This window comes from Virgibacillus kimchii, from assembly GCF_055379185.1.
The window spans coordinates 240,009-263,791 of record NZ_AP043951.1; the positions used below are offsets into that span (position 1 = coordinate 240,009).

At 39.6% G+C, this 23,783-nt stretch carries 20 protein-coding genes, 1 pseudogene and 1 other annotated feature; of the genes and pseudogenes, 15 read left to right on the top strand and 6 right to left on the bottom strand.

What is annotated here, in order from left to right; all coding sequences use genetic code 11:
- The first annotated feature begins 57 nt into the window (after nt 1-57).
- The 3 genes from fabF (at nt 58) to ACZ42C_RS01435 (ending at nt 3,137) form a co-directional block, all read left to right on the top strand.
- Nucleotides 58-1,296 (top strand): beta-ketoacyl-ACP synthase II, encoded by a 1,239-nt coding sequence (fabF, locus tag ACZ42C_RS01425; protein ID WP_461180209.1) that lies wholly within the window; start codon nt 58-60, stop codon nt 1,294-1,296.
- A gap of 795 nt (nt 1,297-2,091) precedes the next feature.
- The gene (locus ACZ42C_RS01430) at nt 2,092-2,298 is read left to right on the top strand and encodes a hypothetical protein (protein ID WP_461180208.1); all 207 of its coding nucleotides are present in this window, start codon (nt 2,092-2,094) and stop codon (nt 2,296-2,298) included.
- Nucleotides 2,299-2,375: 77 nt separating this feature from the next.
- Entirely contained in the window at nt 2,376-3,137 is a 762-nt protein-coding gene (locus ACZ42C_RS01435; protein ID WP_461180207.1) for a YjbA family protein, read from the top strand.
- Nucleotides 3,138-3,481: 344 nt separating this feature from the next.
- On the opposite strand, the gene trpS is transcribed toward ACZ42C_RS01435, so the two are convergent.
- The 3 genes from trpS to ACZ42C_RS01450 form a co-directional block, all read right to left on the bottom strand.
- Entirely contained in the window at nt 3,482-4,477 is a 996-nt protein-coding gene (trpS, locus tag ACZ42C_RS01440; RefSeq protein WP_461180206.1) for a tryptophan--tRNA ligase, read from the bottom strand.
- Nucleotides 4,478-4,558: 81 nt separating this feature from the next.
- Nucleotides 4,559-4,734, bottom strand: a binding site (T-box leader).
- A 414-nt stretch (nt 4,735-5,148) separates the two neighbouring features.
- Nucleotides 5,149-5,916 carry a SurA N-terminal domain-containing protein gene (locus ACZ42C_RS01445; RefSeq protein WP_461180205.1) on the bottom strand — a complete coding sequence of 256 codons (768 nt, stop codon included), beginning with the start codon at nt 5,914-5,916 and terminating at the stop codon, nt 5,149-5,151.
- Between the two features lie 288 nt (nt 5,917-6,204).
- A complete protein-coding gene (locus ACZ42C_RS01450; protein ID WP_461180204.1) occupies nt 6,205-6,747 on the bottom strand; it encodes a CueP family metal-binding protein in 543 nt (180 codons plus the stop codon).
- Nucleotides 6,748-7,128: 381 nt separating this feature from the next.
- Between ACZ42C_RS01450 and ACZ42C_RS01455 the strand changes: the two are divergent.
- The 11 genes and pseudogenes from ACZ42C_RS01455 to pepF all read left to right on the top strand — a co-directional run bounded on the left by ACZ42C_RS01455 (nt 7,129) and on the right by pepF (nt 19,941).
- A pseudogene (locus tag ACZ42C_RS01455) lies at nt 7,129-8,070 on the top strand (ring-cleaving dioxygenase).
- Between the two features lie 76 nt (nt 8,071-8,146).
- A complete protein-coding gene (locus tag ACZ42C_RS01460; protein ID WP_461180203.1) occupies nt 8,147-8,893 on the top strand; it encodes an urease accessory protein UreH domain-containing protein in 747 nt (248 codons plus the stop codon).
- Between the two features lie 145 nt (nt 8,894-9,038).
- The gene (locus ACZ42C_RS01465; RefSeq protein WP_461180202.1) at nt 9,039-9,341 is read left to right on the top strand and encodes a metal-sensing transcriptional repressor; all 303 of its coding nucleotides are present in this window, start codon (nt 9,039-9,041) and stop codon (nt 9,339-9,341) included.
- A 9-nt stretch (nt 9,342-9,350) separates the two neighbouring features.
- Nucleotides 9,351-11,741 (top strand): heavy metal translocating P-type ATPase, encoded by a 2,391-nt coding sequence (locus ACZ42C_RS01470; RefSeq protein ID WP_461180293.1) that lies wholly within the window; start codon nt 9,351-9,353, stop codon nt 11,739-11,741.
- 26 nt (nt 11,742-11,767) lie between these two features.
- On the top strand, nt 11,768-11,974 hold the full coding sequence (gene copZ, locus ACZ42C_RS01475; RefSeq protein ID WP_461180201.1) for a copper chaperone CopZ: 207 nt from the start codon (nt 11,768-11,770) through the stop codon (nt 11,972-11,974).
- Nucleotides 11,975-12,421: 447 nt separating this feature from the next.
- Nucleotides 12,422-13,633 (top strand): putative glycoside hydrolase, encoded by a 1,212-nt coding sequence (locus ACZ42C_RS01480; protein WP_461180200.1) that lies wholly within the window; start codon nt 12,422-12,424, stop codon nt 13,631-13,633.
- A gap of 417 nt (nt 13,634-14,050) precedes the next feature.
- Nucleotides 14,051-14,644 (top strand): GNAT family N-acetyltransferase, encoded by a 594-nt coding sequence (locus tag ACZ42C_RS01485; protein WP_461180199.1) that lies wholly within the window; start codon nt 14,051-14,053, stop codon nt 14,642-14,644.
- A gap of 384 nt (nt 14,645-15,028) precedes the next feature.
- A complete protein-coding gene (spxA, locus tag ACZ42C_RS01490; protein ID WP_164214992.1) occupies nt 15,029-15,424 on the top strand; it encodes a transcriptional regulator SpxA in 396 nt (131 codons plus the stop codon).
- 572 nt (nt 15,425-15,996) lie between these two features.
- The gene (mecA, locus tag ACZ42C_RS01495; protein WP_461180198.1) at nt 15,997-16,677 is read left to right on the top strand and encodes an adaptor protein MecA; all 681 of its coding nucleotides are present in this window, start codon (nt 15,997-15,999) and stop codon (nt 16,675-16,677) included.
- A gap of 106 nt (nt 16,678-16,783) precedes the next feature.
- Nucleotides 16,784-17,959 carry a competence protein CoiA gene (locus tag ACZ42C_RS01500; RefSeq protein WP_461180197.1) on the top strand — a complete coding sequence of 392 codons (1,176 nt, stop codon included), beginning with the start codon at nt 16,784-16,786 and terminating at the stop codon, nt 17,957-17,959.
- 170 nt (nt 17,960-18,129) lie between these two features.
- Complete coding sequence (pepF, locus tag ACZ42C_RS01505) at nt 18,130-19,941, top strand: oligoendopeptidase F (RefSeq protein ID WP_461180196.1); 1,812 nt, start codon at nt 18,130-18,132, stop codon at nt 19,939-19,941.
- A 1,052-nt stretch (nt 19,942-20,993) separates the two neighbouring features.
- On the opposite strand, the gene ACZ42C_RS01510 is transcribed toward pepF, so the two are convergent.
- From ACZ42C_RS01510 to ACZ42C_RS01520, 3 genes are all read right to left on the bottom strand, one after another.
- Nucleotides 20,994-21,902 (bottom strand): ClpXP adapter SpxH family protein, encoded by a 909-nt coding sequence (locus tag ACZ42C_RS01510; protein ID WP_461180195.1) that lies wholly within the window; start codon nt 21,900-21,902, stop codon nt 20,994-20,996.
- A 17-nt stretch (nt 21,903-21,919) separates the two neighbouring features.
- The gene (locus ACZ42C_RS01515; RefSeq protein WP_461180194.1) at nt 21,920-22,303 is read right to left on the bottom strand and encodes a globin domain-containing protein; all 384 of its coding nucleotides are present in this window, start codon (nt 22,301-22,303) and stop codon (nt 21,920-21,922) included.
- 87 nt (nt 22,304-22,390) lie between these two features.
- A complete protein-coding gene (locus ACZ42C_RS01520; RefSeq protein ID WP_461180193.1) occupies nt 22,391-22,957 on the bottom strand; it encodes a CYTH domain-containing protein in 567 nt (188 codons plus the stop codon).
- Between the two features lie 190 nt (nt 22,958-23,147).
- Between ACZ42C_RS01520 and yjbM the strand changes: the two genes are divergently transcribed.
- Nucleotides 23,148-23,756, top strand: coding sequence for a GTP diphosphokinase (gene yjbM / locus ACZ42C_RS01525; RefSeq protein ID WP_461180192.1), 609 nt, complete (start codon nt 23,148-23,150; stop codon nt 23,754-23,756).
- The last annotated feature ends 27 nt before the right edge of the window (nt 23,757-23,783 follow it).

Below are 23,783 nucleotides of genomic sequence, written 5' to 3' on the forward strand. Positions count from 1 at the left end.
ACTTCTGATTGGCAAGCAGGGAGCATATCGTGTAAACGTAATAGGAGGAAGAACGGTATGGAAAAAAGAAGAGTAGTCATTACTGGCCTTGGTGCTGTGACGCCATTGGGCAATGATGTGGAAACATTATGGAAGAATGTGGTTGCAGGGGAATCGGGAATAGATTTTGTAACCAAAGTGGATAAAGAGGAATTCCCTACAAAAATTGCTGCTGAGGTAAAAGACTTTGATCCGAATAATTATATGGATAAAAAAGACGCCAGGAAAATGGATCCTTTTACCCAATATGCAGTTGCAGCTTCGAAAATGGCGGTGGAAGATGCTGGCCTCACTATTGATGATTCCAATGCACACCGGGTTGGTGTCTGGGTTGGCTCCGGCATTGGCGGCATGAAGACATGGGAAGATCAGCATACGAAATACCTTAATAAGGGAGCCAGACGGGTAAGTCCATTTTTTGTACCAATGATGATCCCTGATATGGCGGCAGGACAAGTGTCCATTCAACTTGGAGCAAAAGGGATTAATTCCTGTACAGTAACCGCCTGTGCATCAGGTGCCAATTCCATTGGGGATGCATTTAAGTCCGTCCAGCGAGGTGATGTGGATTACATTATTGCCGGCGGTACAGAAGCACCCATTTCTAATATGGCATTTGCAGGATTCTCCTCGGCAAAAGCCCTATCTACGTCGGAAGACCCGAAAAAAGCAAGTCGTCCTTTTGATAAAGAGCGCGATGGTTTTGTGATGGGGGAAGGCTCCGGCATTATGGTACTGGAGACATTGGAAACTGCGCTTGAACGTGGCGCCCGTATATATGGAGAAATAGTTGGATACGGAGCAACAGGAGACGCCTATCATATTACAGCTCCAGCCGAGCATGGGGAAGGAGCGGCCCGTGCCATGCAACATGCACTTGATGACGCAGGACTTGATCCAAACAACGTGGATTATATTAATGCCCATGGCACAAGTACAGCGCTGAACGATAAATATGAAACAGAGGCGATTAAAACGATACTCGGTGATCATGCACATAATGTTTCCATTTCTTCTACCAAATCTATGATGGGGCATTTATTGGGAGCTGCCGGTGGGGTGGAAGCAGTTATTTCCATGAAGGCAATTGAAGGTGGCGTTGTGCCTCCGACAGTAAACTATGAAAATCCCGATCCGGATTGTGATTTGGATTATGTACCGAACGAAGCGAGAAAACAGGATGTAAATGTGGTTGTAAGTAACTCATTTGGTTTTGGCGGCCATAATGTGTCCCTTGTTTTTAAAAAATATGAATAAGTGAAATGGCTGCAGTGCAGATATTTCAAAAGCCGATTGGTGTATGCTGATTGGCTTTTTTGTTTTCGTTTAATTTAATATGGAAACACTTGAATACTCCTTTCGAATTGACTTCTGACGTCAGCAGAGAGATGTTTTTCCGTTCAATGGTATGTCATTGTGAAGAATCCACGAAAAGATGTACCAAAGACTCCTGCAATGGTACGTCATTGTGAAGAATCCACGAAAAGATGTACCATAGACTCCTGCAATGGTACGTCATTGTGAAGAATTCCTGAAAAGGGGCCCCATAGACCTCCACAATGGTACGTCATTATGAAGACTCCACGAAAAGCCGTACCATAGACTCCTGCAATGGTACGTCATTGTGAAGAATTCCTGAAAAGCCGTACCATAGACGTCGGCAATGGTACGTCATTGTGAAGAAATTCCGAAAAGGGGCCCCATAGACTCCTGCAATGGTACGTCATTGTGAAGAATTCCTGAAAAGGGGCCCCATAGACCTCCACAATGGTACGTCATTGTGAAGAATTCAAGAAAAGATGTACCATAGACCTCCGCAATGGTATGTCATTGTAATAAATATAAAAAATCATGCACTACAGAACTTGCTATAGCTGACTCTGTTTCCGTTTCCGCGGTAATGGCATGATCATAAGCCCAATTAAAACAACATCAGAAAACATAAAAATAGGAACCACTCATGAAAAATAGTGTACAAGCATATGATTCTATTAAGCTTGTACACAAATTAAAGTGGACTTCATAAAGATATCATGGGCGGGTGTAGAATGGATGGGATATATATTAATTTTTTTAATTGGTTTTGGGCTGGCAGTTACAGGAGGAGTAACGTTAATTGCCTATATGAATTTTCTCCCTGCAGGACTTACCTGGGCTGATTATTTTATTTTTATATCAGGCCGGCTTGAAAGTTATTTTCTTCCGATAGGTTTTATCCTCATGGCTCTGGTCATTTATCGTTTTCCAAATGGATCCTAATCTTAACGAGCTTAGAATATTTTTCTAAATGATGGTCATAATGTATTTTAAGTTACGTTTTAAAGAGAGGGTTGTTTATGTTATATATGCACGATGTATGGGTGAATTGGTTTGAAGGTGAGGAAAACGGTTATAATGTCTGTTATTTTCACGAATGGCGCAAACAGGACGGAATAGAGCTTCTGGACCAGGTTCCCTTATTGTACATAACAAAAGATTTGTACAAGTATATTGAAAACGATATGCATGATTTGCCTGGAGCATTGCTGGATACGGTTTATAGACGTGCGTACATACGTAAAGGACATGATAGGACGGTCTTGGATTATGCCTGTATTGTTACAGATGGGGAGGATATTCTCGCCTTTGACACTATTGGTTATGAGATCCCGGTCCGCAAAAGCAGGTTAATTCCAAGGCAGGAACAGCTTGTTTTTGACATGATCAAAAATACCAAGCAGCAGTCATTTGAATTTGATGGTACAGAATATAAAAAGGAATATCATCTGCTCTCTCCCGAGCCGGCGGTAATCTTTGGTTTAACGAGAAGAGAACGCCAGCTGAAGCAACTGCTCATGATGGGATTGGACCAGCTTCGTACTACGAATAATCTGGAGGAGCTGAGGTATTGGCTGACAGAATGGGACCCGAAAAATTATCCGTTTATCCGCTTTATGGATGAGGAAAAGGTGTGGGACGCCTTATATAACGGAGTAAGGCAAGGGTGGAGTCCTGCTCATGAAGATTTATGTGCAAAACTAATCAAGGGGCAGCCATTCCTGGAAAAAATGTGGGAACATGAAAATGAAAAAGAAGAAAATGCTTCAAAACAAAATTGAACATTTATTTTTATAGGAATAAGAGGCTGGGACAGAACTAATTTTAATGGAAATAAATCCAAACAAACCACTTGCCCAGCTCCGGAATTATACGGATGCTATAGCAGGAGAATAGATATCGATTAGCCCCAGCACCCAGCAGGGCGCCACACGCCCAAGGAAGCTCATCAGCCGCCTGCGGCAAAAAAGACACTGAGAAAACGACCAAAGGGAGTTTGATCGGATGCAGCACTTTTGCCCGTAGTGAAAGCTTAGTGTATTCCCGGAGCGGCCGGCGGTATTCTATCATGATTTGTTCGGATTTCTTTGAGAGGTTAAATTTAAGTCCCAGCCTCATTCGTTGATTACTTTTTCTTTTTCACTCTTCCCAGTCCCATTGCTTTTTTCGCTTTTGCTAACGTTTTATTTGCCGTGATGGATGCTTTTTCTCTTCCATTATCCAAAATATCATCCAGTTCATCGGATTCCATCAGCGCATCATATTCTTCCTGAATCGGTTTTAATATATTAATGACGGCTTCGGCAACATCCTGTTTAAAATCACCGTATCCTTTTCCTGCGTACTTTTCTTCCAATGTTTCTATCGATTCGCCGGTACAACTTGAATATATTGTAAGCAGATTGGATACCCCGGGCTTATTCTCCTTGTCGTATTTTACGATGCCTTCAGAATCTGTAACAGCACTCTTAATCTTCTTTTCAATTTTCTTCGGCGTATCCAACATGGAAATAAATCCTTTTTCATTTGTGTCAGATTTGCTCATTTTCTTTGTTGGATCCTGCAAAGACATAATTCGTGCGCCAACTTTAGGAATACGTACCTCGGGTATGGTAAAAATATCATTGAAACGATTATTGAAACGATGTGCAAGGTCTCTTGTCAGTTCAAGATGCTGTTTTTGATCCTCGCCGACAGGAACGACGTCTGTATTATACAGCAGAATGTCTGCAGCCATAAGGGCCGGATACGTCAATAATGCGGAAGAGACTCCCTCTTTTCCATCCGATTTGTCTTTGAACTGGGTCATGCGTTCCAGCTCCCCGATATAGCTGATTGATTGCAGCATCCAGCCTAATTGGCTATGTGCATGTACTTCCGATTGAATAAACAGGGTGGATTTTTTCGGATCAATTCCTGATGCCAAATATAAAGCTGCAAGGGAACGGATATTATTTCGCAGTTCCAGGCGGTCCTGCGGTACGGTAATGGCATGTTCGTCCACTACACAGAAATAGCACTGATAATCATCCTGCAGCTGAACAAACTGCTGAAGCGCGCCTAAATAATTTCCAAGCGTCAAAGTACCACTTGGCTGAATACCGGAAAAAATTGTTTTCATTTTACTTCACTCCAATTGATTTTTAATGTTGGTTTGGGAAAAAGCAATAGAAGGCATAAAAAAAGCTCATTAATCCCCTGGAGAAGGGACGAATGAACCGCGTTGCCACCCTTATTATCTTAACCTAAGTAAGATCACTTCATTACATATCAGCTCCAAAGTCCAATTCCAATACACCTTGATGCTTGTTTTCACCGGCCACAAGCTCTCTGGAAATCAGTGGGTTATTGTACTAGCTTCTTTATCGTTGCTGATTATATTGAGTTTTTAATTATTATATATATTAATGCAAGGAAATGCAAATAGTTGGAATGACGGTGAAATGTGCACGGTACTCCGGTTGAAAAGTCCTTCATAAGCGGTAAACGTCCAAATTTGCGGATTTTGTCTTTCTCGGTTAAATTCATCCGACGGTTCAGTAATTCGAGAATGATTAAGTCACGGGGTTTTGAGCGGGGTTTTAAATCATTGTGGTCCCCATCCTTTATAATAATGTTAAGACTATTATAATGGATGTGTTAGAAATGTCCATCATTTGTATATAAAGAAAGGTTTCAACTGAAGCCAACTGTATTATAAATCCCCACAAAAGGTTGGCGTGGGATACTCAAAAACACTTCCAATATATATTTTAGTGCATAATAAAAGCCAGGCAATAAACCTGACTTTTATTATAGATGATTCGTAATTTCCGCATCAGCTTCCAGCTGTTCAACGAGTGCCAGGTAGGCTTCTGTTTCTTTGTCACCTACTGCCTGCTGTGTAAGCTGTGGTTCTAATTCTTCATAAGTTGGAATTTCCGCGTCTTCTCCCTGCATTTCTTCCATTTGCACAACATAATTTTCATACAGTTCCTCGAGCTCTTCCTCTGTCGGCTCCAGGTCACCAGCTTCATTGGCAATAAGCTCGTCCACTTTTATTTGCGTTTCTACCTGGGAAATGATTTCATCCTCTGTCATTCCCTGTTCTTCCAACGCTGCAAAAAGCTCTTCCCGTGATTCAGCACCACTTTGGGCCAATAGCTCATCAATTGTTTCTTCTATTTCTTCCTCTGAAGCTTCAAAGCCTTGTCTTTCAGCTTCCTGAATGACTAACTGCTGGCCGATCAACGCATCAGCAACCTCTTGTTTCAACTGTTCCTGATCCACTTCTTCTCCTGTCATTTGCGATTGCATCATCGCTTGCTGATATTGGCCAACATACGTGTTCATGAATTCATCCCTGGAGATTTCATCTCCATTCACTTCTGCTATCACTTCGGGTACATCATCTACATCAAGGTCATCCAAACCCATCGGGTCATCCGTGGCTTCCTGCTCCTGTTCCTGCTCTTCACCTTCATTGCTATCTTCAGCTGTGTCCTCTTCATCTCCATTACATGCGGCCATGAAAATTACAAGCAAAATTAACCCTAAACTTAGTAACCATTTTTTCCTCATCAACGTTCTCCTTTCCAATCTGGTAGTGGCTATTGTAACAGAATGAGGAAAGATATCAAACCATTACATAAATAGATATTCCACATTTTACAAAAATTACACGCTTAAAAAGCTATGATAAAGCTGTTTCAGCAAAGGATTTCTGCAAATGTGTAAAAAATGTATAAAAACTGTGGCAATTCTATAAAGAAAAATAAAATTGCACAAGAATGAGGCTTTGACACACTGCACATTATTGACCTTCCATAAAGTATATGCCAGTCTTTTGTCTCATCCTAATCTATTTAATTAGCTCAATTGCATTGTAGTAATACATGTTTTATCATCTTCAAAAGTGGATATTTCCGCTTCCGACAGTTTTTCGTCATGTGTAATTTCCACATGGAAGGATTCATCACGAGGAAGCCATAAATCGATAAAGCCATTTGCCTCTGCATTGACCGTATCGTCCACAATTACATTACCATCCATATCTTCAATATAAATTTCGAAGTTTTGATTAACCATCTCTCCCTGACAACCGGTCAAACTATGATTCGTACAAGGGTGGGTCTCACTAATAAAAGGTGCGATGGAAACGAAAAATTCTTCCTCTGGCAAGTCATAGATGGTTTCATTGCCATCTTCTTCGGAAGTAACAATCAATTCCGTTGATGTTATGCTGGCTTCTTCTGCCTCCAATATATTTCCCAAGCTATATTCATTGACTAATTCTTTAATATCAGTCTTATCCTCAACTATCGATCCATCTTTGTCAGCAGTATTACCACCGGTGCAACCAGCCAAGAAAACGAATATGAGCAAAAAGGTCACGGTAAATTTTAATTTCATACTAAATCACTCCTATTTCATTTGCCTGCTTTAAATTATACTGGATTGTACACGATTAATATATGCAACCCCTGCAATGGACACAATATAGTCATTATTTCTGCCATCATCTTATATTAAATGTTTTATCAAAAATTTACGTTGCCCTAAAATCAGCAGTTCACATCTGTGTGTTATTGGATGAACACATGGTAAAATATAATTACATCAACGTTTACCCCGGGGCGGTAATTTTATCGTGGGTTACGATGCCCTGGAAGTAATAATTGTTACTGTCAGTATAAAGATTTTACCTTTCAAATAGAAAAGTTATGATCTGCTGCATGCTGGTTCGAGATAAAGACAACAGACCAAAAACAAGGGCAAAAGGGGAGAAGGATAATGAATACCATTCTGGGCCATCACCATATATCCATGGTAATTAAAGATGCTGCAATAACTAATAAATTTTATAAAGAAGTACTGGGCTTGCGACGGGTATAGATATCCGTCAACCAGGATGACCCAACCATGTACCATTTGTTTTATGGCGACCTTATAGGCAGTCCCGGAACTGAGCTTACTTTTTTCGAAATGCCGGCAGTGGGGAGGACGCACCGTGGAACCAATGCGATTACCCAGATTGGGTTGCTCGTTCCTTCAGCAGATAGTTTGAACTACTGGAAGAACAGGTTTAACTCTCTTGATATAAAGCACGGGGATATTACAACTTATGCCAATCGGGAAGCACTTCCTTTTGAAGACCCGGACGGGCTGCGCCTGACCCTGCTGAATAAAAGTGACTCAGTAATACCTGACTTTTGGCAGCCTTGGGGAAAATCAGACATCCCTGAAGGTTACCGTATACTAGGAATGGGGCCAGTGGAATTAACTGTTCGCGACATAAATAGCACGAAAAACACCTTACAGGATATTTTTGGGTATACTGAAGTAGAGAATAAAGAAGAGGGCTCCATCCTGCAATCCGTGAAAGATGAAGTTTTTGGCGAGATCGTATTAAAAGAAAAACCAGGTGAAGCGGAAAGGCCCGGAAGAGGAAGTATTCATCATCTGGCCATTCGCGCAAAAAATGAAGAAGAACTCCGTATGTGGGATAAAAAAATAAAAGAAAAAGGGTTTGCCTCCACGGGAGTGGTTGACAGATTTTATTTCCAGAGCCTCTATTTTCGCGATGCCAACAGAATCATGTTTGAAATTGCGACAGATGAACCTGGTTTTACAGTTGATTCCAGTATAGAGGAGCTGGGAAGCAAGCTGGATTTGCCACCTTTCCTGGAAAATAAACGTCAGGAAATTGTAGAGAAATTAAAGCCAATTGAGTGATGGGAAGCACAGTATATTTTTTTAATGATGATATATTGAATGTGTCAACTCCAGACAAATATGGTGGGAAGGGTTGATGCAGATGTATGATCTGTTTAATCAAATCAGCGGTCTTGTAAGCGGTCCAATCAATGAGCTGGCTTATGGATTTCAGCATATTCCTGTTTTATTTGCTTTCTTTTTGGGGCTGGTGGGAGCAGTTGTTCCATGCCAGCTTACAGGCAATATAAGTGCGATTACCATATACGGAAATAAGTCACTCACAGAGAAAGTACCGTGGCTGCATGTAAGTTTATTTGTGCTGGGAAAAATAACGGTCTTTACATCACTCGGTATGATTATTTGGCTGGTCGGAAAAGAAGCGGACGTATACCTTTCTTACGCATTCCCATACTTTCGAAAAGTGATTGGTCCTATGCTGATACTTATAGGGTTATTTATGCTTGGTTTTCTGCGTTTCAGCTGGCCTTCAAAAAGGAAAAGAAAGAGATCTTTCTCTGTGACCAAAGGGAATGACAGCTATTTCGGAAGCTACTTACTCGGAGTCAGTTTCACTATAGCCTTTTGTCCAACCATGTTTGTGCTGTTTTTCATGACGCTGATGCCTGTGGTAGTAACTACTTCCTACGGGGTTGTACTGCCTTCTGTGTTTGGGGTTGGAACTTCCCTCCCGTTATTGATTGTGATTTTTTTAATCTGGTATTTTGGCGCAAGCGGTGCCGTCCTGAAAAAAAGCAGGAAGGTCGGTGCATTGGTACAAAAGACAGCAGGAGCTTTAATTTTACTGATCGGTATTTTCGATACGTTAATGTATTGGTTCTAAAAATATGAAAACCGTATCCCGAAATAGAGATAAAACTGTGATAACCAGGGAATTAATAAAATTGTCAGGGTAAATTTGTTGACCTAAAATACCATAGTGGGGTATAGTATATGTATAAGAGATGAATAGAAAAGGCGGGATCAGTATGGATAAATATTTACATGATCATCCGGTAGTGCCCAGATCAGATGGGGAAAAGCAGGCGGTGGTTAATCGCCTGAAGAGAATAGAGGGACAAGTGCGCGGTATTCAGAAAATGGTGGAGGAAGACAGATACTGCGTAGACATTCTAGTGCAAATCAGTGCCATAAATGCTGCATTGAAAAAAGTAGGTTTTTCTCTAGGGGAAAGGCATGCGAAACATTGTGTGGCAAGTGCTGTTCAATCCGGAGAAGGAGACGAAGCAATAGAAGAACTGCTGGAAGTCATGAAGCAGTTTTCCAAATAGGAGGTGGATATCGTGAGTGAAGTAAAGGATATAACTTTAGGTGTCACGGGAATGACCTGTGCGGCCTGTTCCTCGAGAGTTGAAAAGGTGTTGAACAAAATGGACGGCGTTGATGCACAGGTGAATTTGACAACAGAAAAAGCAGTGGTGAATTACGACCCTGACGCCGTATCGGTTGAAGATATAGCCTCAAAAATTGAGAAACTAGGCTACGGTGTACTAACAGAAGAAACCGAATTCGATATACAGGGAATGACTTGTGCGGCCTGTTCATCCCGGATTGAAAAAGTCTTGAATAAGCAAGCCGGGGTGAAAGAGGCCAGTGTCAACCTGGCGACAGAAAGTGCCGTAGTGGAGTATAATCCGAATACCCTGGAGATTTCAGATATTATTGGCAGAATTAAAAAGCTAGGGTATACAGCAAATGAAAAAAGTGATTCCGGTGAGGCGACAGAAAATCATAAAGATAAGCAGATAAAGGATATGAAATTCAAACTTGTTCTTTCTGCGATTTTGTCATTGCCGTTGCTTGTGACGATGCTGGATCATTTATTTGGCATGAAATTGCCTAATATATTTATGAATCCGTGGTTCCAAATGGCACTGGCGACACCGATCCAATTTTACGTTGGATGGCAATTTTATACCGGGGCGTACAGAAGTTTAAGAAGCGGCGGAGCCAATATGGATGTGCTCGTTGCACTTGGTACAAGTGCTGCTTATTTTTACAGTGTGTATGAAGGAATATTAACGATTGGAAATCCGGGATATATGCCACATCTGTATTTTGAAACAAGTGCCATTATCATTACTCTGATTCTTTTTGGTAAATACCTTGAAGTGACTGCCAAAAGCAGAACGAAAACAGCAATCTCCAAATTGCTTAATTTACAGGCAAAGCAGGCCCGTGTCATAAGAAATGGTGAAGAACTGATGATTCCGGCGGAAGAGGTGCAGACGGGAGACCATTTAATTGTAAAACCCGGTGAAAAAATACCCGTTGACGGTATTGTCGTAAAAGGGAGAACTTCTGTCGATGAGTCCATGATTACGGGAGAATCCATCCCCATTGAAAAAAACCCCGATGCAGGAGTGATTGGTTCTACCATAAATAAAAATGGTACAGTGGAAATGAAGGCAACCAAAGTAGGAAAAGATACCGCTTTGGCATCCATAATTAAAGTAGTCGAGGATGCGCAAGGGTCCAAAGCACCGATCCAGCGGCTTGCGGATGTCATTTCCGGTTATTTTGTTCCCATTGTTGTGGTCATTGCGATATTGACATTTACCATCTGGATTACCCTAGTCACACCAGGGAATCTGGAGCCTGCTTTAATAGCTGCCATTGCCGTACTGGTTATTGCCTGTCCGTGTGCCCTCGGTTTGGCTACCCCAACATCCATTATGGTTGGTACGGGAAAATCAGCAGAAAACGGAATTCTTTTCAAAGGCGGGGAGCATTTAGAGCAAACGCATAAACTAAATGCCATTGTTTTTGACAAAACAGGAACGATTACAAAAGGGAAACCGGAAGTAACCAATTTTACGGGTGACCATAACACACTTCAATTGTTGGCAAGTGCAGAAAAAGGTTCGGAACATCCATTGGCTGAAGCAATTGTTGCCTATGCCACGGAAAAAGAAATAGAAATGCAGGATACAGACCATTTTACTGCAATACCTGGACACGGTATTAAAGCTGTAATTTCAGGAAAAGAAGTGCTCGTCGGTACAAGAAAGCTCATGCATGACCATCAGGTGGATGCCGAAGAGGTTGAGGCAGAAATGGCTGAATACGAGGTGCAAGGAAAGACGGCAATGCTTATTGCTGTGGATGGTGTTTACAAAGGAATGGTCGCTGTAGCGGATACGGTGAAGGAGTCAGCTGTGGAAGCTGTGCAACAATTGAAAGAACAAAATCTGGAAGTATTCATGCTGACCGGGGATAATGAACGAACTGCAAGAGCTATTGCCGGGCAGGTTGGAATCGATGAAGTGATTGCAGAGGTTCTGCCCGAAGAAAAGGCGGACAAAATAAAAGAAATTCAATTACAGGGTAAGAAAGTTGCCATGGTTGGCGATGGAATTAATGACGCACCTGCGCTAGCTACAGCCGATATAGGTATAGCCATTGGAACAGGTACTGAAGTTGCCATTGAAGCAGCCGATGTTACTATTTTAGGCGGGGAATTGCTTCTTATACCAAAAGCAATTAAAATGAGTCATGCAACCATCAGGAATATCCGTCAAAATCTGTTTTGGGCATTTGCCTATAACAGTGCAGGAATTCCAATTGCCGCTGTTGGCTTACTGGCACCCTGGGTTGCCGGTGCTGCCATGGCATTCAGTTCAGTAAGTGTAGTTACTAACTCCCTTCGTTTGAAGCGGGTTAAAATATAATAAAAACTTGAAAGGGGAAATAGATTATGCAACAAGCAACATTGGATGTAAAAGGAATGACATGCAACCACTGCGTTATGTCTGTGGAAGGAGCACTAAAAAATTTGGACGGTGTTTCCGACGTGACAATAGACCTGGATGCAGGAAAAGTTGATGTGAAATATGATGCCGATAAAGTATCCAAAGATACCATGACAGAAGCTGTGGAAGATCAGGGGTATGATGTAGAATAGGGTTTATTGCCTTTAATAAAGAACCCTAAAAAAATAGCAGCAAAACAAAAAAGCAGGAGATGTTTTTCAAGCATGCTCCTGCTTTTTTTGTGTTCATCGTGGTAAAGAATGACAGATATATCGCTTGACCATAATTGCGGCAAATGAATTTTTTTCGTGAAAATGAAATATAATGATTTTAAATCAGGAAAATAGGGTAGTACAAATAACAAATCACTTTATTTACTTATAAAGTCAGCTACATGACAGCTGTTACAAATCCGGCTTTTCCTTTTACTTCCTTTAATAAACATGGCAATCTGCATTTCAATAGGAACAGCCTATTTATTATTTTAAAAGCAGCAAAAATTTGCCAAAAATAAATCGACAAAAATTTACTTTTTTAATTTCAAAACATCAGGATATTCGTTATACTAGTTTTAAATAAAAAATGGGAGATTGATAGTCATGGGGATAAAACAATTCACGAAAATTACATTAAGCACCCTCCTGCTTCTATTGCTTATGCCAATTACGATGAGCGGAGAAGAATCATCCACTGCAAGTTTACATAAAGAAAGGCATACTGCAATAAAGCAAATTGATATGGAACAATCAATCGGCCGTTTTACTTTTGATTCGGGGTATAATTTTGAATATCCGGATGCGGTGAGAGGGATTTATGTAACCGGAAATTCTGCCGGCGGCAGCCGTTTCGAGCAATTGCTTAATTTAGTTGACAACAGTGATTTAAACTCCATGGTTATCGATATCAAAGAAGATCATGGAAACCTCACATTCATACCTGAAGAAGGTTCACCATATGAGGATATTGCATTAAATTATATAAGTGACCTTGAAGAAATGATGCGTGTGTTGGAAGAAAAAGGCATTTACCCAATAGCCAGAATAGTGGTTTTTAAAGATAGTGTCCTTGCAGAACAAAGACCGGATTTGTCATTTACTCAAAATGGAGAAGTATGGGTAAATAATAAGCAGGAAGCTTTTGTAAACCCGTTTGAAACAGAAGTTTGGGAATATAATGTGGAAATTGGAAAAATGGCTGCCGAAATGGGTTTTCAGGAAATTCAATTTGATTATGTACGATTTCCTGAGGGTTTTGAACACAGGGATGAAGAATTGGAATACACATTGGGTGATTACGAAAACGTAGATATGGATAATATACAAATGCGAGTCGAAGCAGTGACGAATTTTGTCACTTATGCACGTGAGGAACTTTCCGAATATGATGTGGATGTATCCGTCGATATATTCGGTTATGCTGCCACATTGGAGGAGACACCGGGTATTGGTCAAAACTTTTCAAGAATCTCCGAAAACGTGGATATCATCTCTTCCATGATCTATCCGAGTCATTGGACACCACAATTTGGCATTGAATTCCCGGACAGAGAACCATATCAACTTGTGAACGAATATGCCAAAGTGGAAAATGAAGTATTGGGTGCATTGGACGATCCGCCGGTATCCCGTCCATGGCTGCAGGATTTTGAAGCACCTTGGCTATATGATGGGTCTCCCCAGGAATATGGCGTAGAAGAAGTCGAAGCACAAATTCGTGCATTATATGAGAATGGTATATATGAATTTTTATTGTGGAACGCAGGCAATGTTTACACGGAAGGAGTAGACTATAAAGTCGGCCTTGAGGAATAAGAGCCATAACTTAACCAATTAAAAAGACTGGGACATAACTCATTGTATCGGAGGAAAATCCAAAACACCACTTATCCAGCTCCTGGAATCTACGGAGTGGGCGGTGATTCACGCTCCCGTTGAGCTGTTCGGATGTACTTCGAAACTTTAAAGTTACGTTCCAGGCTTTTTTATTTTGCTTAAAAATTGAATATAGAAAAATCTCTTTGTCAATATAAATAAAAAATATTTGAGGAAAAATGCTCCTATTTTAACTATTCGGGTGGAATTCCGGGTTATTTTATGTGAGCTTAAGTTATTATCATATTTTGAGCGAAAATGGTAATAGTATTAAAGCATCCCCTAATAATGGCATTTCACAATCAGTATCTTATTCGTTATACTGGAGCGGACTACGAAAAAATAAGGAGTAGATCAATGAATTGGTATGAAAAGCTGAATAAGTATTTTCCTGTGGAAGAAATGAAATCAAGAGAGCATATGGAAAGGCTTTTGGAAGAAAAGGGGGACGTCTACTATAAAGATGAGAGTCCTCAACATGTCATGATGTATGCTGAGTTCGATTCATTTATCTTTATAGATTATGTATGGGTCTCTTCAGAAACAAGAGGTCAGGGGATTGGCCACCAATTGATTGAAAAGCTGAAGGCAAAAAATAAACCAATTATTCTTGAAGTGGAACCCATTGATTATGATGACAGCGATTCCGAAAAGCGGCTTCATTTTTATAACAGGGAAGGGTTTACCCATGCGCAATCCATCGGGTATAATCGCCGGTCTCTTGCAACAAATGAAGAAACGCCAATGGAAATATTATACTGGTCGCCAAACAATGACTCAGAAGAAGTGATTTATGAACAAATGAAGAAAATGTATGAAGATATACACACGTATAAGGATGAAGAAATTTACGGAAAGTCTTACCAGCCGGTGGACGAAGTATTAGTGTATGATGAAAACCGGGATTGTGAGGATATCCTCCATAGTGTAAGTGCAACGGAAAGGGCATAATTTTTCTTATGGCCTCCCATAAAAGTGGGGGGCTATTTGTATGGTTAAAACATGCTTTGTTATAGTAAGGCAGATTAATTTATGGATACAAACCCACGTTCGTTGTTTAACTATTCATTACAATGAATAAAAAATCACTCAAATTATTTTTGATTTTTTTCAAATAACACGTTTAATTAATAATAATTAGGGTAAATTACAACTATCGAAAGGAAAACATTTCATGAACTTTTGTAAAAAAACCTTAAATTTATTGGCTGTGCACTATCTTTTAGTTGACAGTCATAGTATAATATACATAGACACTATTTAAAGTGATTTTAATCTAATAAGTGATGAAAAGTTTATGAAATGAATAAAAGATATTGAGGAGTGAAGCTATACATGGTAACACTTTATACCTCACCAAGTTGTACATCCTGCAGAAAAGCGAAAGCATGGTTAGAGGAGCATGACATACCTTTTAAAGAGCGTAACATTTTCTCTGAACCACTAACATTGGACGAGATAAAGGAAATACTGCGCATGACGGAAGATGGTACAGATGAAATTATTTCCACCCGTTCAAAAGTTTTTCAAAAGCTCGATGTAAATATTGAACAGCTGCCGATGAAAGACCTTTTTCACCTGATACAGCAAAATCCGGGTTTATTGAGACGACCGATTATCCTCGATGAAAAACGCCTGCAAGTCGGTTACAATGAAGATGAAATAAGACGCTTTCTTCCAAGGACGGTACGCACATTCCAATTACGTGAAGCGCAGCGGATGGTCAACTGATTCCGGGAAAGCAGGTTTGTTGTCAGGCTTTCGTTTTCCTTAACAAAAAACGGAAAAATTATTTACCAAAAACGCAGATCACTTAAGAGGGTCTGCGTTTTCTTTTTCACTGCGGAAAACTTCTTACAATTGGCACGCAGGAAACAGAAACAACACGACAAAAGACATGAATTTATAAAAAAATTAAATGGAGCAAAATATAAAAGATCCATTTCGACAAAAAAATATAGTGACAAAAACGGGAAAATGGTTTAGAATATGTTATTAACCATTTCATATATTCACTGAAATTAAATGGGATTCTTTACGAAGTTTATATTTTCTAGGCATATTCATTTTCATTTTGCTTATGGTATCATACAATAGCATTAGAAGGAGAATACAGCCTTAATAATACTGGACACACCACATGGTGTTAAAGTATTACAACAACTTAAAGTTGACTATATGAATGGTTAGAGGCCTGCAATTCAGGGTATTAAATTATAAGAAAATGTATGAACCATAGATATAAATATCAAGGGTGAAGCTTATCTCTTACCTAACCTTAATATGAAGGGAGAGAATGTATAATGGAAATAGAGAGAATTAATGAGAATACAGTAAAGTTTTATATTTCGTATATGGATATTGAAGACCGCGGGTTTGAGCGGGAAGAAATATGGTACAATCGCGAGCGAAGTGAACAATTATTCTGGCAAATGATGGATGAAGTGAACTATAAAGAGGATTTCAATGTAGAGGGACCACTTTGGATACAGGTACAGGCAATGGAAAAAGGCCTGGAAATTATTGTAACGAAAGCACAGGTTTCCAAAGACGGAGAAAACATTGAGCTTCCTTCAGAACACGGGCAGCCAGATGATGGTCCTGTGGAAAAGAAAATAGAGAATATGCTTGAAGACAAATTTGGCAAGAATAAGACAAAACAAACGGATGATGAAGAGGAAAATCTATGGATCATCGTCAGCTTTAATGATTTTGAAGATGTTATTCAACTAAGCCATTATTTACGTGAATCCGAGGGAACAAACAGTGAGACATTATATTCTCATGGCGGCAAGTACTACTTGTATCTGGAGTTCTCCCAAGCTATTTTGGACGATCATATCCAAGAGAATCTCATCAGTCAGGTATTTGAATTTGCAGATGACTCGGATGTTACCATTCATTTCCTTGAAGAATACGGAAAAGTTGTTTTTGAAAATGATACCTTTTCCCAAGTCAGGTCATATTTTCCAGCACGCGTGTAAAACACTCATGTAAGAGTGTTTTTTTCTTTTTCGCCAACATATTTCCAGTTATTTTTGCAGGAATTCCACCTCGGTTGTCGAATTATAGACAATGGAGGTGTTTTTTATGCTGCAGGCAAAAACAGCGGATGGGACACTTGTCACCCTTTCCACGCTCACAAAGCAGGAGATAAATAAATTGAAACAGAAAGGGGTTTTATTTTATTGTCCTTCCTGTAATCAGCAAGTAATTATGAAAGCCGGCTTAAAAATGATCGCCCATTTTGCTCATCGGTCGCTCACTGCATGTCCTTCCGGTGAGGGAGGGGAAGGGGTTTACCATGAGAGAGGGAAGTTGCTTCTTTATCAGTGGCTGAAAAAACAGGGAATACCGACCCAGTTGGAAGCTTACCTGCCGGAAATCAGGCAAAGGCCGGATTTATTGTTACGGATTAACAGGAGAAAAATAGCTTTGGAATACCAATGTGCTTCCATATCAACGAAAGAAGTGATAAAACGGACTGCAGGATACAAATCAACAGGGATTATACCAATTTGGATTCTTGGCGGTAATCGGGTGGAACGGATAAACAAAACGCATTTTAAGTTGAATCATCAGCTTCTTCCATTTATTCATCAATTTTCTTCAACGACACTTCCTGCATTATTTTTCTTCTCCAGCGATACCAGTCATTTTATTTCCATTCAGGATATTTATTTAACAGGTAAAACTATAGCAATGGGAAAATTCTCTATCCAACAGTCTGGAAACATATCATTTAAAGATTTGTTCAAGGAACATGCTTTTCACCCTAAAGATCTCTACACATTGTGGGAAAAAGAAAAGTACAGATTCCGAATTAAAAACCCAAGAAAGCTTTACGGTCAGGAATTAGCATGGCACCAATGGTTGTATGCTAAAGGCCTCCATAGAGAAAGGCTGCCGGCAATGATTCATCTTCCAGTTCTTCATCCATTTAAAATGAAGTCGCCCCCCTGGAATTGGCAAAGCAGATTGTTATTGGATATGATTGATCCGATGGCCATAGGCACCGAATTTACCGTTAAAAGGGTTCACCATTTCCTGCGTTCTCATCTATACCCACCCAACCATTTTCCTTTGATTCAATTTGACACGAGCCCAATAAATGAATACCTTCGTCTTTTATCCAACGTAAATGTAATTAAACAAGGACAGGTCGGGAAATTTATAAAGATAAACCCTGTAAATATACCGGAAACGATGGAGGAGGCAGTAAAAGCAGATAAAAGGCTGCTTTACGATCTGGCCACACAGAGGTGAAAATTCCCACTGTGCATAAATGGATGGGCTTTGAGCATACCTTATGATGCCAAGGTTGAAGTCAAATCAAACACTCTAAATAAAACAAATTAGAAGCATGTTTCGCGGTTAATTCGTTATACTAAATAAACAGAGTAGTATAAGCTATTTCCAAAGGAGGAATTTTTTACATGAGTAACAAAACAAAGCAGTTACCAAAAAGGGACGAACTGCCAGAAGAAAGAACCTGGAGACTCGAAGATATTTATGAATCGGATGAATTATGGGAAAAGGAATTAAAAAGTTTACAGGAGGATGTTAAACAATTTTCACAATACCAAGGAAAATTAAGTGAATCTGCTGACACCTTGTATGAATTATTGCAACTACAGGATGAGCTTTCCGAGAGGCTTGGAAAACTGTATACATACGCCCATATGCGCTATGACGAAGACACAACAAATTCCTTTTATCAGGATCTGAATGCTAGAGCTGAAACACTGCTAACCGTTGCTTCCAGTGAAATGAGTTTTATTACACCGGAGATTTTGGAAATCGATGAAAAGAAATTGAAAACATTCTTGCAGGAAAAAGAGGAATTAAAGCTGTACCAAAAAACACTCGATGAAATTACCCGGCAAAGACCGCATGTTTTATCCAAGAGAGAAGAAGCTTTACTGGCAGAAGCTTCGGAACCGATGTCCACCCCATCCCAGACATTTAGTATGCTCAATAACGCGGATCTCACCTTCCCTTCAATTAAAAATGAGAAGGGGGAAGAGGTGGATCTCACACATGGGCGCTATATTGGATTTTTGGAATCAGAAGACCGCCGGGTGAGAAAAGATGCTTTTAAGGGAATGTATGATACGTACGGTAAGTTCATCAATACCTTTGCTTCCACATTAAACGGTAATATTAAGAAGGACAATTTTTACGCAAAGGTGCGTAATTATGAATCGGCAAGACAGTCGGCGCTGGATAACAATAACATCCCGGAAAAAGTATATGATAATTTAGTGGAAGCAGTAAATGAAAAACTTCCGCTCCTGCACAAGTATACAAGGCTGAGAAAAAAGATTTTGCAGCTTGATGATCTGCATATGTATGATCTGTTTACGCCATTGGTAAAAGATGTGGATATGAAAATACCTTATGAGAAGGCACAGGAATATGTTTTAAACAGTTTATCTCCGCTTGGGGACGATTATGTAAATATTGTAAAAGAAGGCTATGAAAACCGCTGGATTGATGTAGAAGAGAACAAAGGAAAGAGAAGCGGTGCTTATTCCTCCGGCGCATATGGTACAAATCCATATATTTTGCTGAATTGGCAGGATAATGTAAATGATATGTTTACCTTGGCACATGAATTGGGGCATTCCGTCCACAGCTATTATTCAAGGAAAAACCAGCCGTTCCGCTATGGAAATTATTCTATTTTCGTAGCTGAAGTCGCTTCTACGGCAAATGAGGCGTTATTAAATGACTATATGCTGAAATCTTTGGACGAGGAAAAGCAAAAGCTATTCATACTGAACCATTTTCTCGAAGGCTTTCGGGGCACTGTATTCCGACAGACCATGTTTGCAGAGTTTGAGCATGATATTCACGTAAGGGCGCAAAATGGGGAGGCGCTTACTGCAGATAAATTCACGGAAATTTATTACGATCTGAACAGGAAATACTACGGGGAAGATGTGGTTTCCGACGAGGAAATCGGCCTGGAGTGGGCAAGAATTCCTCATTTTTATTATAATTACTACGTATATCAGTATGCAACAGGCTATGCTGCAGCAACTGCTTTAGCGACTCAGATACTCGATGGAAAGGAAGGCGCTGTTGAAAAGTATCTGGAGTTTTTGAAAGCAGGGAACAGTGAATACCCTATAGAAGTACTGAAAAAAGCAGGCGTAGATATGACTTCCAAACAGCCAATTCTTGATGCACTCGATGTATTTGGCGAAAAATTGGATGAAATGGAAAAGCTGCTGTCGCAATAAATAAAACAATGCCCGGGACAACATTTCAACAATCAATACTTTTGTAGACGATGCTTTCTCCGGCAACATACTTTTCTATCTGCAGGCTTGATAAGCCTCCTCCTGGGGTCTACGTATGTTGCCGGATCTAATGTGGTTGCTTATACAATTAATCCCACTTGTGTCCCAGTCCTTTTTACCTCATTCTGCGCGGGGTGCGTTTCTGATTGGCAAATGAATACATCGTTAAGTAGATGGCGATGAAAAATAGTGGTAACGTAATGTAAAGTGGTATAAGTGACATTAAACCAAGGATATTAAGGAAAAAGGCAAAGAAGGCCAGAATAAGGAATAGAAATGGATAGGTTTCCTGCAAGGCTTTTCACTCCCTGTCCGCTTTTTCAGCAGGTAAGAAGATGGTTATTTGTCCCTGTCTGCATCGAATTCTTATGCGCTGTCTTCCATAAAATTTCTGCCGATAAGCCAAGTTTTCATCTCTAATACAGGGTATGTACCTTATATTTAAAATAGAAGTGACACTTTTGTGAACTAATGCACATGGCTGTTGAAAACTGCTTGTTTCCCTGCTACAATTAAAATTGTAAGTTGAAACAAACAAAACCCCTTTGTTTGATCATGAAACTTTCTCCCATCCCCCTTTGTTTAATACAAAGAGAGATTCTTTAAAGGATGTACGCTGCCCCGTACATCCTTTATTTTTTGTTTTATGGGAGAGGGGCCCTTACTAGGAGTTTCGCAGGAAAAGTTTGTCATAGCAAGTGAGATGGTATTGCAACCGATAAAATAGTGGATTTACGGAAGAAATGTCCTCAATTTAAAAGCCAAACCTTTAAAGAAATTTTCAAGCAAAAATTCGTCGCAGCATGGATGAACAACATTTCCATAGTAAATCCGTCTTAAAGAGCTTTGTCATAAAAATAAAGCACCATGGAATTTCACAATTAAACCCCTCTATTCAGCTATCAGAACGATTGTTCACCAGGCCAGCATCCAACTGGCGCCAGCAAACAACAATAATTCTCCGTTAAAAAAACAAAAAAAGCCTAAAATGATCAGGCTTCATCATCTGATTGTATATATTTCCAAAAAGTCCCGTATTTGACGGGGATTCGTTTTACTTTTTGTTTTAATTGCAACTTCTTCAATTCTCTTTCCGCTTTAGCTAATGTCCAGTCATAGACAGTGGCTACTTCGTTTGTACCTATTACATTGTATTTATATAATAATCCTTCCAGGGGCGGCTTTTCTGAAGGAATAATTGATTTTTTTAAAATTTCCTCAAGCACATCCACGTAAATATCATATGGATATAAGCCGGAAACCTTAATACCCTGATCTTCACTGGATTGATTAAAAAAAACAATGGAGGGAATAAAGTCCACTTCCATTTCCTGCGTCAGCTTTAAGTCGCATTGAAACGCTTTTTTTGCGGAAGAGGAATACAAATCATTCTCAAATTCATTTACATCTAAATTTGCGTCTTTCGCGCAATTGATCAAAACTTCTTTATCGGAAATATTTTGTTTATATAAAAAAGCATTTTCCTGAACTTTTCTTAGAAAAACCTTTCCCGCTCTTTTTCCTTGCAGCTCTGCTGCTTTAATTGCCAGGGATGCCATCCATGGGGAGGATATCGGATTTTCCAGCCATAGATCGCCATCACAGCTCATGCCGGTTCGCTTTGCTGTTTTTTCCCAGATATCACGTATTCTTTTGGGTCTATCAAAAAAGTCATTATTTAGTGAATTCAAATGGCCGCTGACAACGGGATGTATCGTAAAAAAACGTCCATATTCAATGTGCAGTTTTTTTAAATGAGGTTCCAAAGACCAACATTCAGGGCAAAGAGGGTCAACGAATACATACATTTCAATCGGTTTCTGAACTAAATCGAAATAGCCGTAATCCGCCGACGTGCTTTCGTTATGAGCTTTTTTCAGGCTCTGTTGAGTCCAACTCACATCGATGCTCCTTTCTCTTATTCCGGGGTGTTCATCATATGGTTTGCGGTCATCGTCAACTTTTCAAATATAGCCGTGCGCATTGGTTCTTCTATTTCTGTTTCTTCCAATGCTGCTTTCATGCATTCCAGCCAGGCATCTCTCCTGCCGGGGGTAATTTCAAATGGCAAATGTCTTCTTCTCATCATTGGATGTCCCCGTTCTTCGGTATAAAGTGGTGGACCTCCAAAAAATTGAGTTAGAAATAAACGCTGTTTTCTTGCAGTTTCTGTTAAATCTTCAGGAAAAATGGGGGTGAGTTTCGGATGTTTCCCAACCCGTTTATAAAAGTGGGTAACCAGTTGATCTATTGTTTCAGCTCCCCCAATTGCTTCATATATTGTACCGGGTTTTGTATTCATTGGATGTTCCCCTTTTACAGGTAATGTATATATTGTAGCAATGGACAGGTAGAGTAGCAAATAATCTGATTGCAGACGAACTATTATTTAAAATGTTTTAAAAAATCGTTCAATTTTATTAGGTGTATCTCTTCTTGGAATATCGTATTGGTGTAACAGTGACTCAAATACGTGTTTTCCTGTTTCTTCCGACGGTGCTTCCAATTCCAGTTCATAGTCTTCAGTACCGTTGTATGAACTGTAGTCGAGTACAAGCAGCACACCTTCGTAATTTATCTCTCTTCGGTTCGTTTTTAAGCTGCCAAAATAGCGAAGATCTTCCAACAATATATTTACATTTGCCAATTGTTGACTGACTTCTTTCTCTGGATAGTAATCCCCATTGATCATTGCTTCTGCTTCCTGCTCAGTTAAAGTATCATGGGTCTCCAACAGACCAATTTTCCTCGGTTGCTTTAATGTCAGACGGTAAGTATTATTTTTCTTTCTTATACGGAGAGCGCTCCTGTGGGACCTTAAAGAAAAATTTTCTGTTTCAAAATAGTAATTTATTTGTGTTTCACCATCTGAGGGAAAAGGTAAATGATATAATAACTGATTATATTCCTCTTCGGTCAACAAATTTTTGTACTCTATTTCCACTTCCTGTGCCATAAGTACCTCCACAATGTAAAATAAGGTAATATTGATTATGGCAAATGTAATAACATTAGGCAATGAATAGCTATTATAGTATGATATTATTAGGAAATTTTTTAGCCTTGTTATTATTTATGGATAAAAATGCGAATTATAATTACTTCTGTACAACAGAAGTTGAGATTGGTATACGGGTGGTGTGAAAGTGAATTGGGAAGTGAAATTGGCACCTTATGCACAGGTCGTGGAAGAATTAAAAGTAAAATTAAAAGGAATACGCAAGCAGTTTGAATACGAATCAAGACATTCACCGATTGAGTTTATTACCGGCAGAGTAAAGCCTGTTTCAAGTATTCTGGAGAAGGCGGAAAAAAGAAATATACCACTGGATCAATTAGATCAGGAAATACAGGATATTGCCGGCTTGCGGGTTGTATGTCAATTTGTGGATGATATATATGAAGTGGTGGAAATGATTCGCGAGCGAAATGATTTTACCATTATTGATGAAAGGGATTATGTTTCACGGAAGAAAGAGAGCGGTTATCGCTCTTATCATTTGATTATCGAATATCCGGTGGAAACTATTTCCGGGATGAAGAACTTGCTTGCTGAAATACAAATCCGCACGTTGGCAATGAATTTTTGGGCAACGAATGAGCATTCTCTCAATTATAAGTATAAGGATAAAATTCCAGCTGATATAAAAAACAGACTGCAAAGAGCTGCTGAAGCTGCATTTAAATTGGACGAAGAAATGTCGAAAATAAAGCATGAAGTACAGGAAGCACAGCGAATTTTCCATCGCAAATGAATAAGTGGCAAAAAGGAGATGACATGG

Coding starts and splice junctions, on each gene's coding strand:
- ACZ42C_RS01480 (WP_461180200.1), top strand. CDS start 12,422: ATGGGGATAAAACAATTCACGAAAATTACATTAAGCACCCTCCTGCTT.
- pepF (WP_461180196.1), top strand. CDS start 18,130: ATGAGTAACAAAACAAAGCAGTTACCAAAAAGGGACGAACTGCCAGAA.
- spxA (WP_164214992.1), top strand. CDS start 15,029: ATGGTAACACTTTATACCTCACCAAGTTGTACATCCTGCAGAAAAGCG.
- trpS (WP_461180206.1), bottom strand. CDS start 4,477: ATGAAAACAATTTTTTCCGGTATTCAGCCAAGTGGTACTTTGACGCTT.
- ACZ42C_RS01485 (WP_461180199.1), top strand. CDS start 14,051: ATGAATTGGTATGAAAAGCTGAATAAGTATTTTCCTGTGGAAGAAATG.
- copZ (WP_461180201.1), top strand. CDS start 11,768: ATGCAACAAGCAACATTGGATGTAAAAGGAATGACATGCAACCACTGC.
- ACZ42C_RS01520 (WP_461180193.1), bottom strand. CDS start 22,957: ATGGCACAGGAAGTGGAAATAGAGTACAAAAATTTGTTGACCGAAGAG.
- ACZ42C_RS01430 (WP_461180208.1), top strand. CDS start 2,092: ATGGGATATATATTAATTTTTTTAATTGGTTTTGGGCTGGCAGTTACA.
- ACZ42C_RS01435 (WP_461180207.1), top strand. CDS start 2,376: ATGTTATATATGCACGATGTATGGGTGAATTGGTTTGAAGGTGAGGAA.
- mecA (WP_461180198.1), top strand. CDS start 15,997: ATGGAAATAGAGAGAATTAATGAGAATACAGTAAAGTTTTATATTTCG.
- ACZ42C_RS01465 (WP_461180202.1), top strand. CDS start 9,039: ATGGATAAATATTTACATGATCATCCGGTAGTGCCCAGATCAGATGGG.
- fabF (WP_461180209.1), top strand. CDS start 58: ATGGAAAAAAGAAGAGTAGTCATTACTGGCCTTGGTGCTGTGACGCCA.
- ACZ42C_RS01450 (WP_461180204.1), bottom strand. CDS start 6,747: ATGAAATTAAAATTTACCGTGACCTTTTTGCTCATATTCGTTTTCTTG.
- ACZ42C_RS01460 (WP_461180203.1), top strand. CDS start 8,147: ATGCAGATGTATGATCTGTTTAATCAAATCAGCGGTCTTGTAAGCGGT.
- ACZ42C_RS01500 (WP_461180197.1), top strand. CDS start 16,784: ATGCTGCAGGCAAAAACAGCGGATGGGACACTTGTCACCCTTTCCACG.
- ACZ42C_RS01445 (WP_461180205.1), bottom strand. CDS start 5,916: ATGAGGAAAAAATGGTTACTAAGTTTAGGGTTAATTTTGCTTGTAATT.
- ACZ42C_RS01515 (WP_461180194.1), bottom strand. CDS start 22,303: ATGAATACAAAACCCGGTACAATATATGAAGCAATTGGGGGAGCTGAA.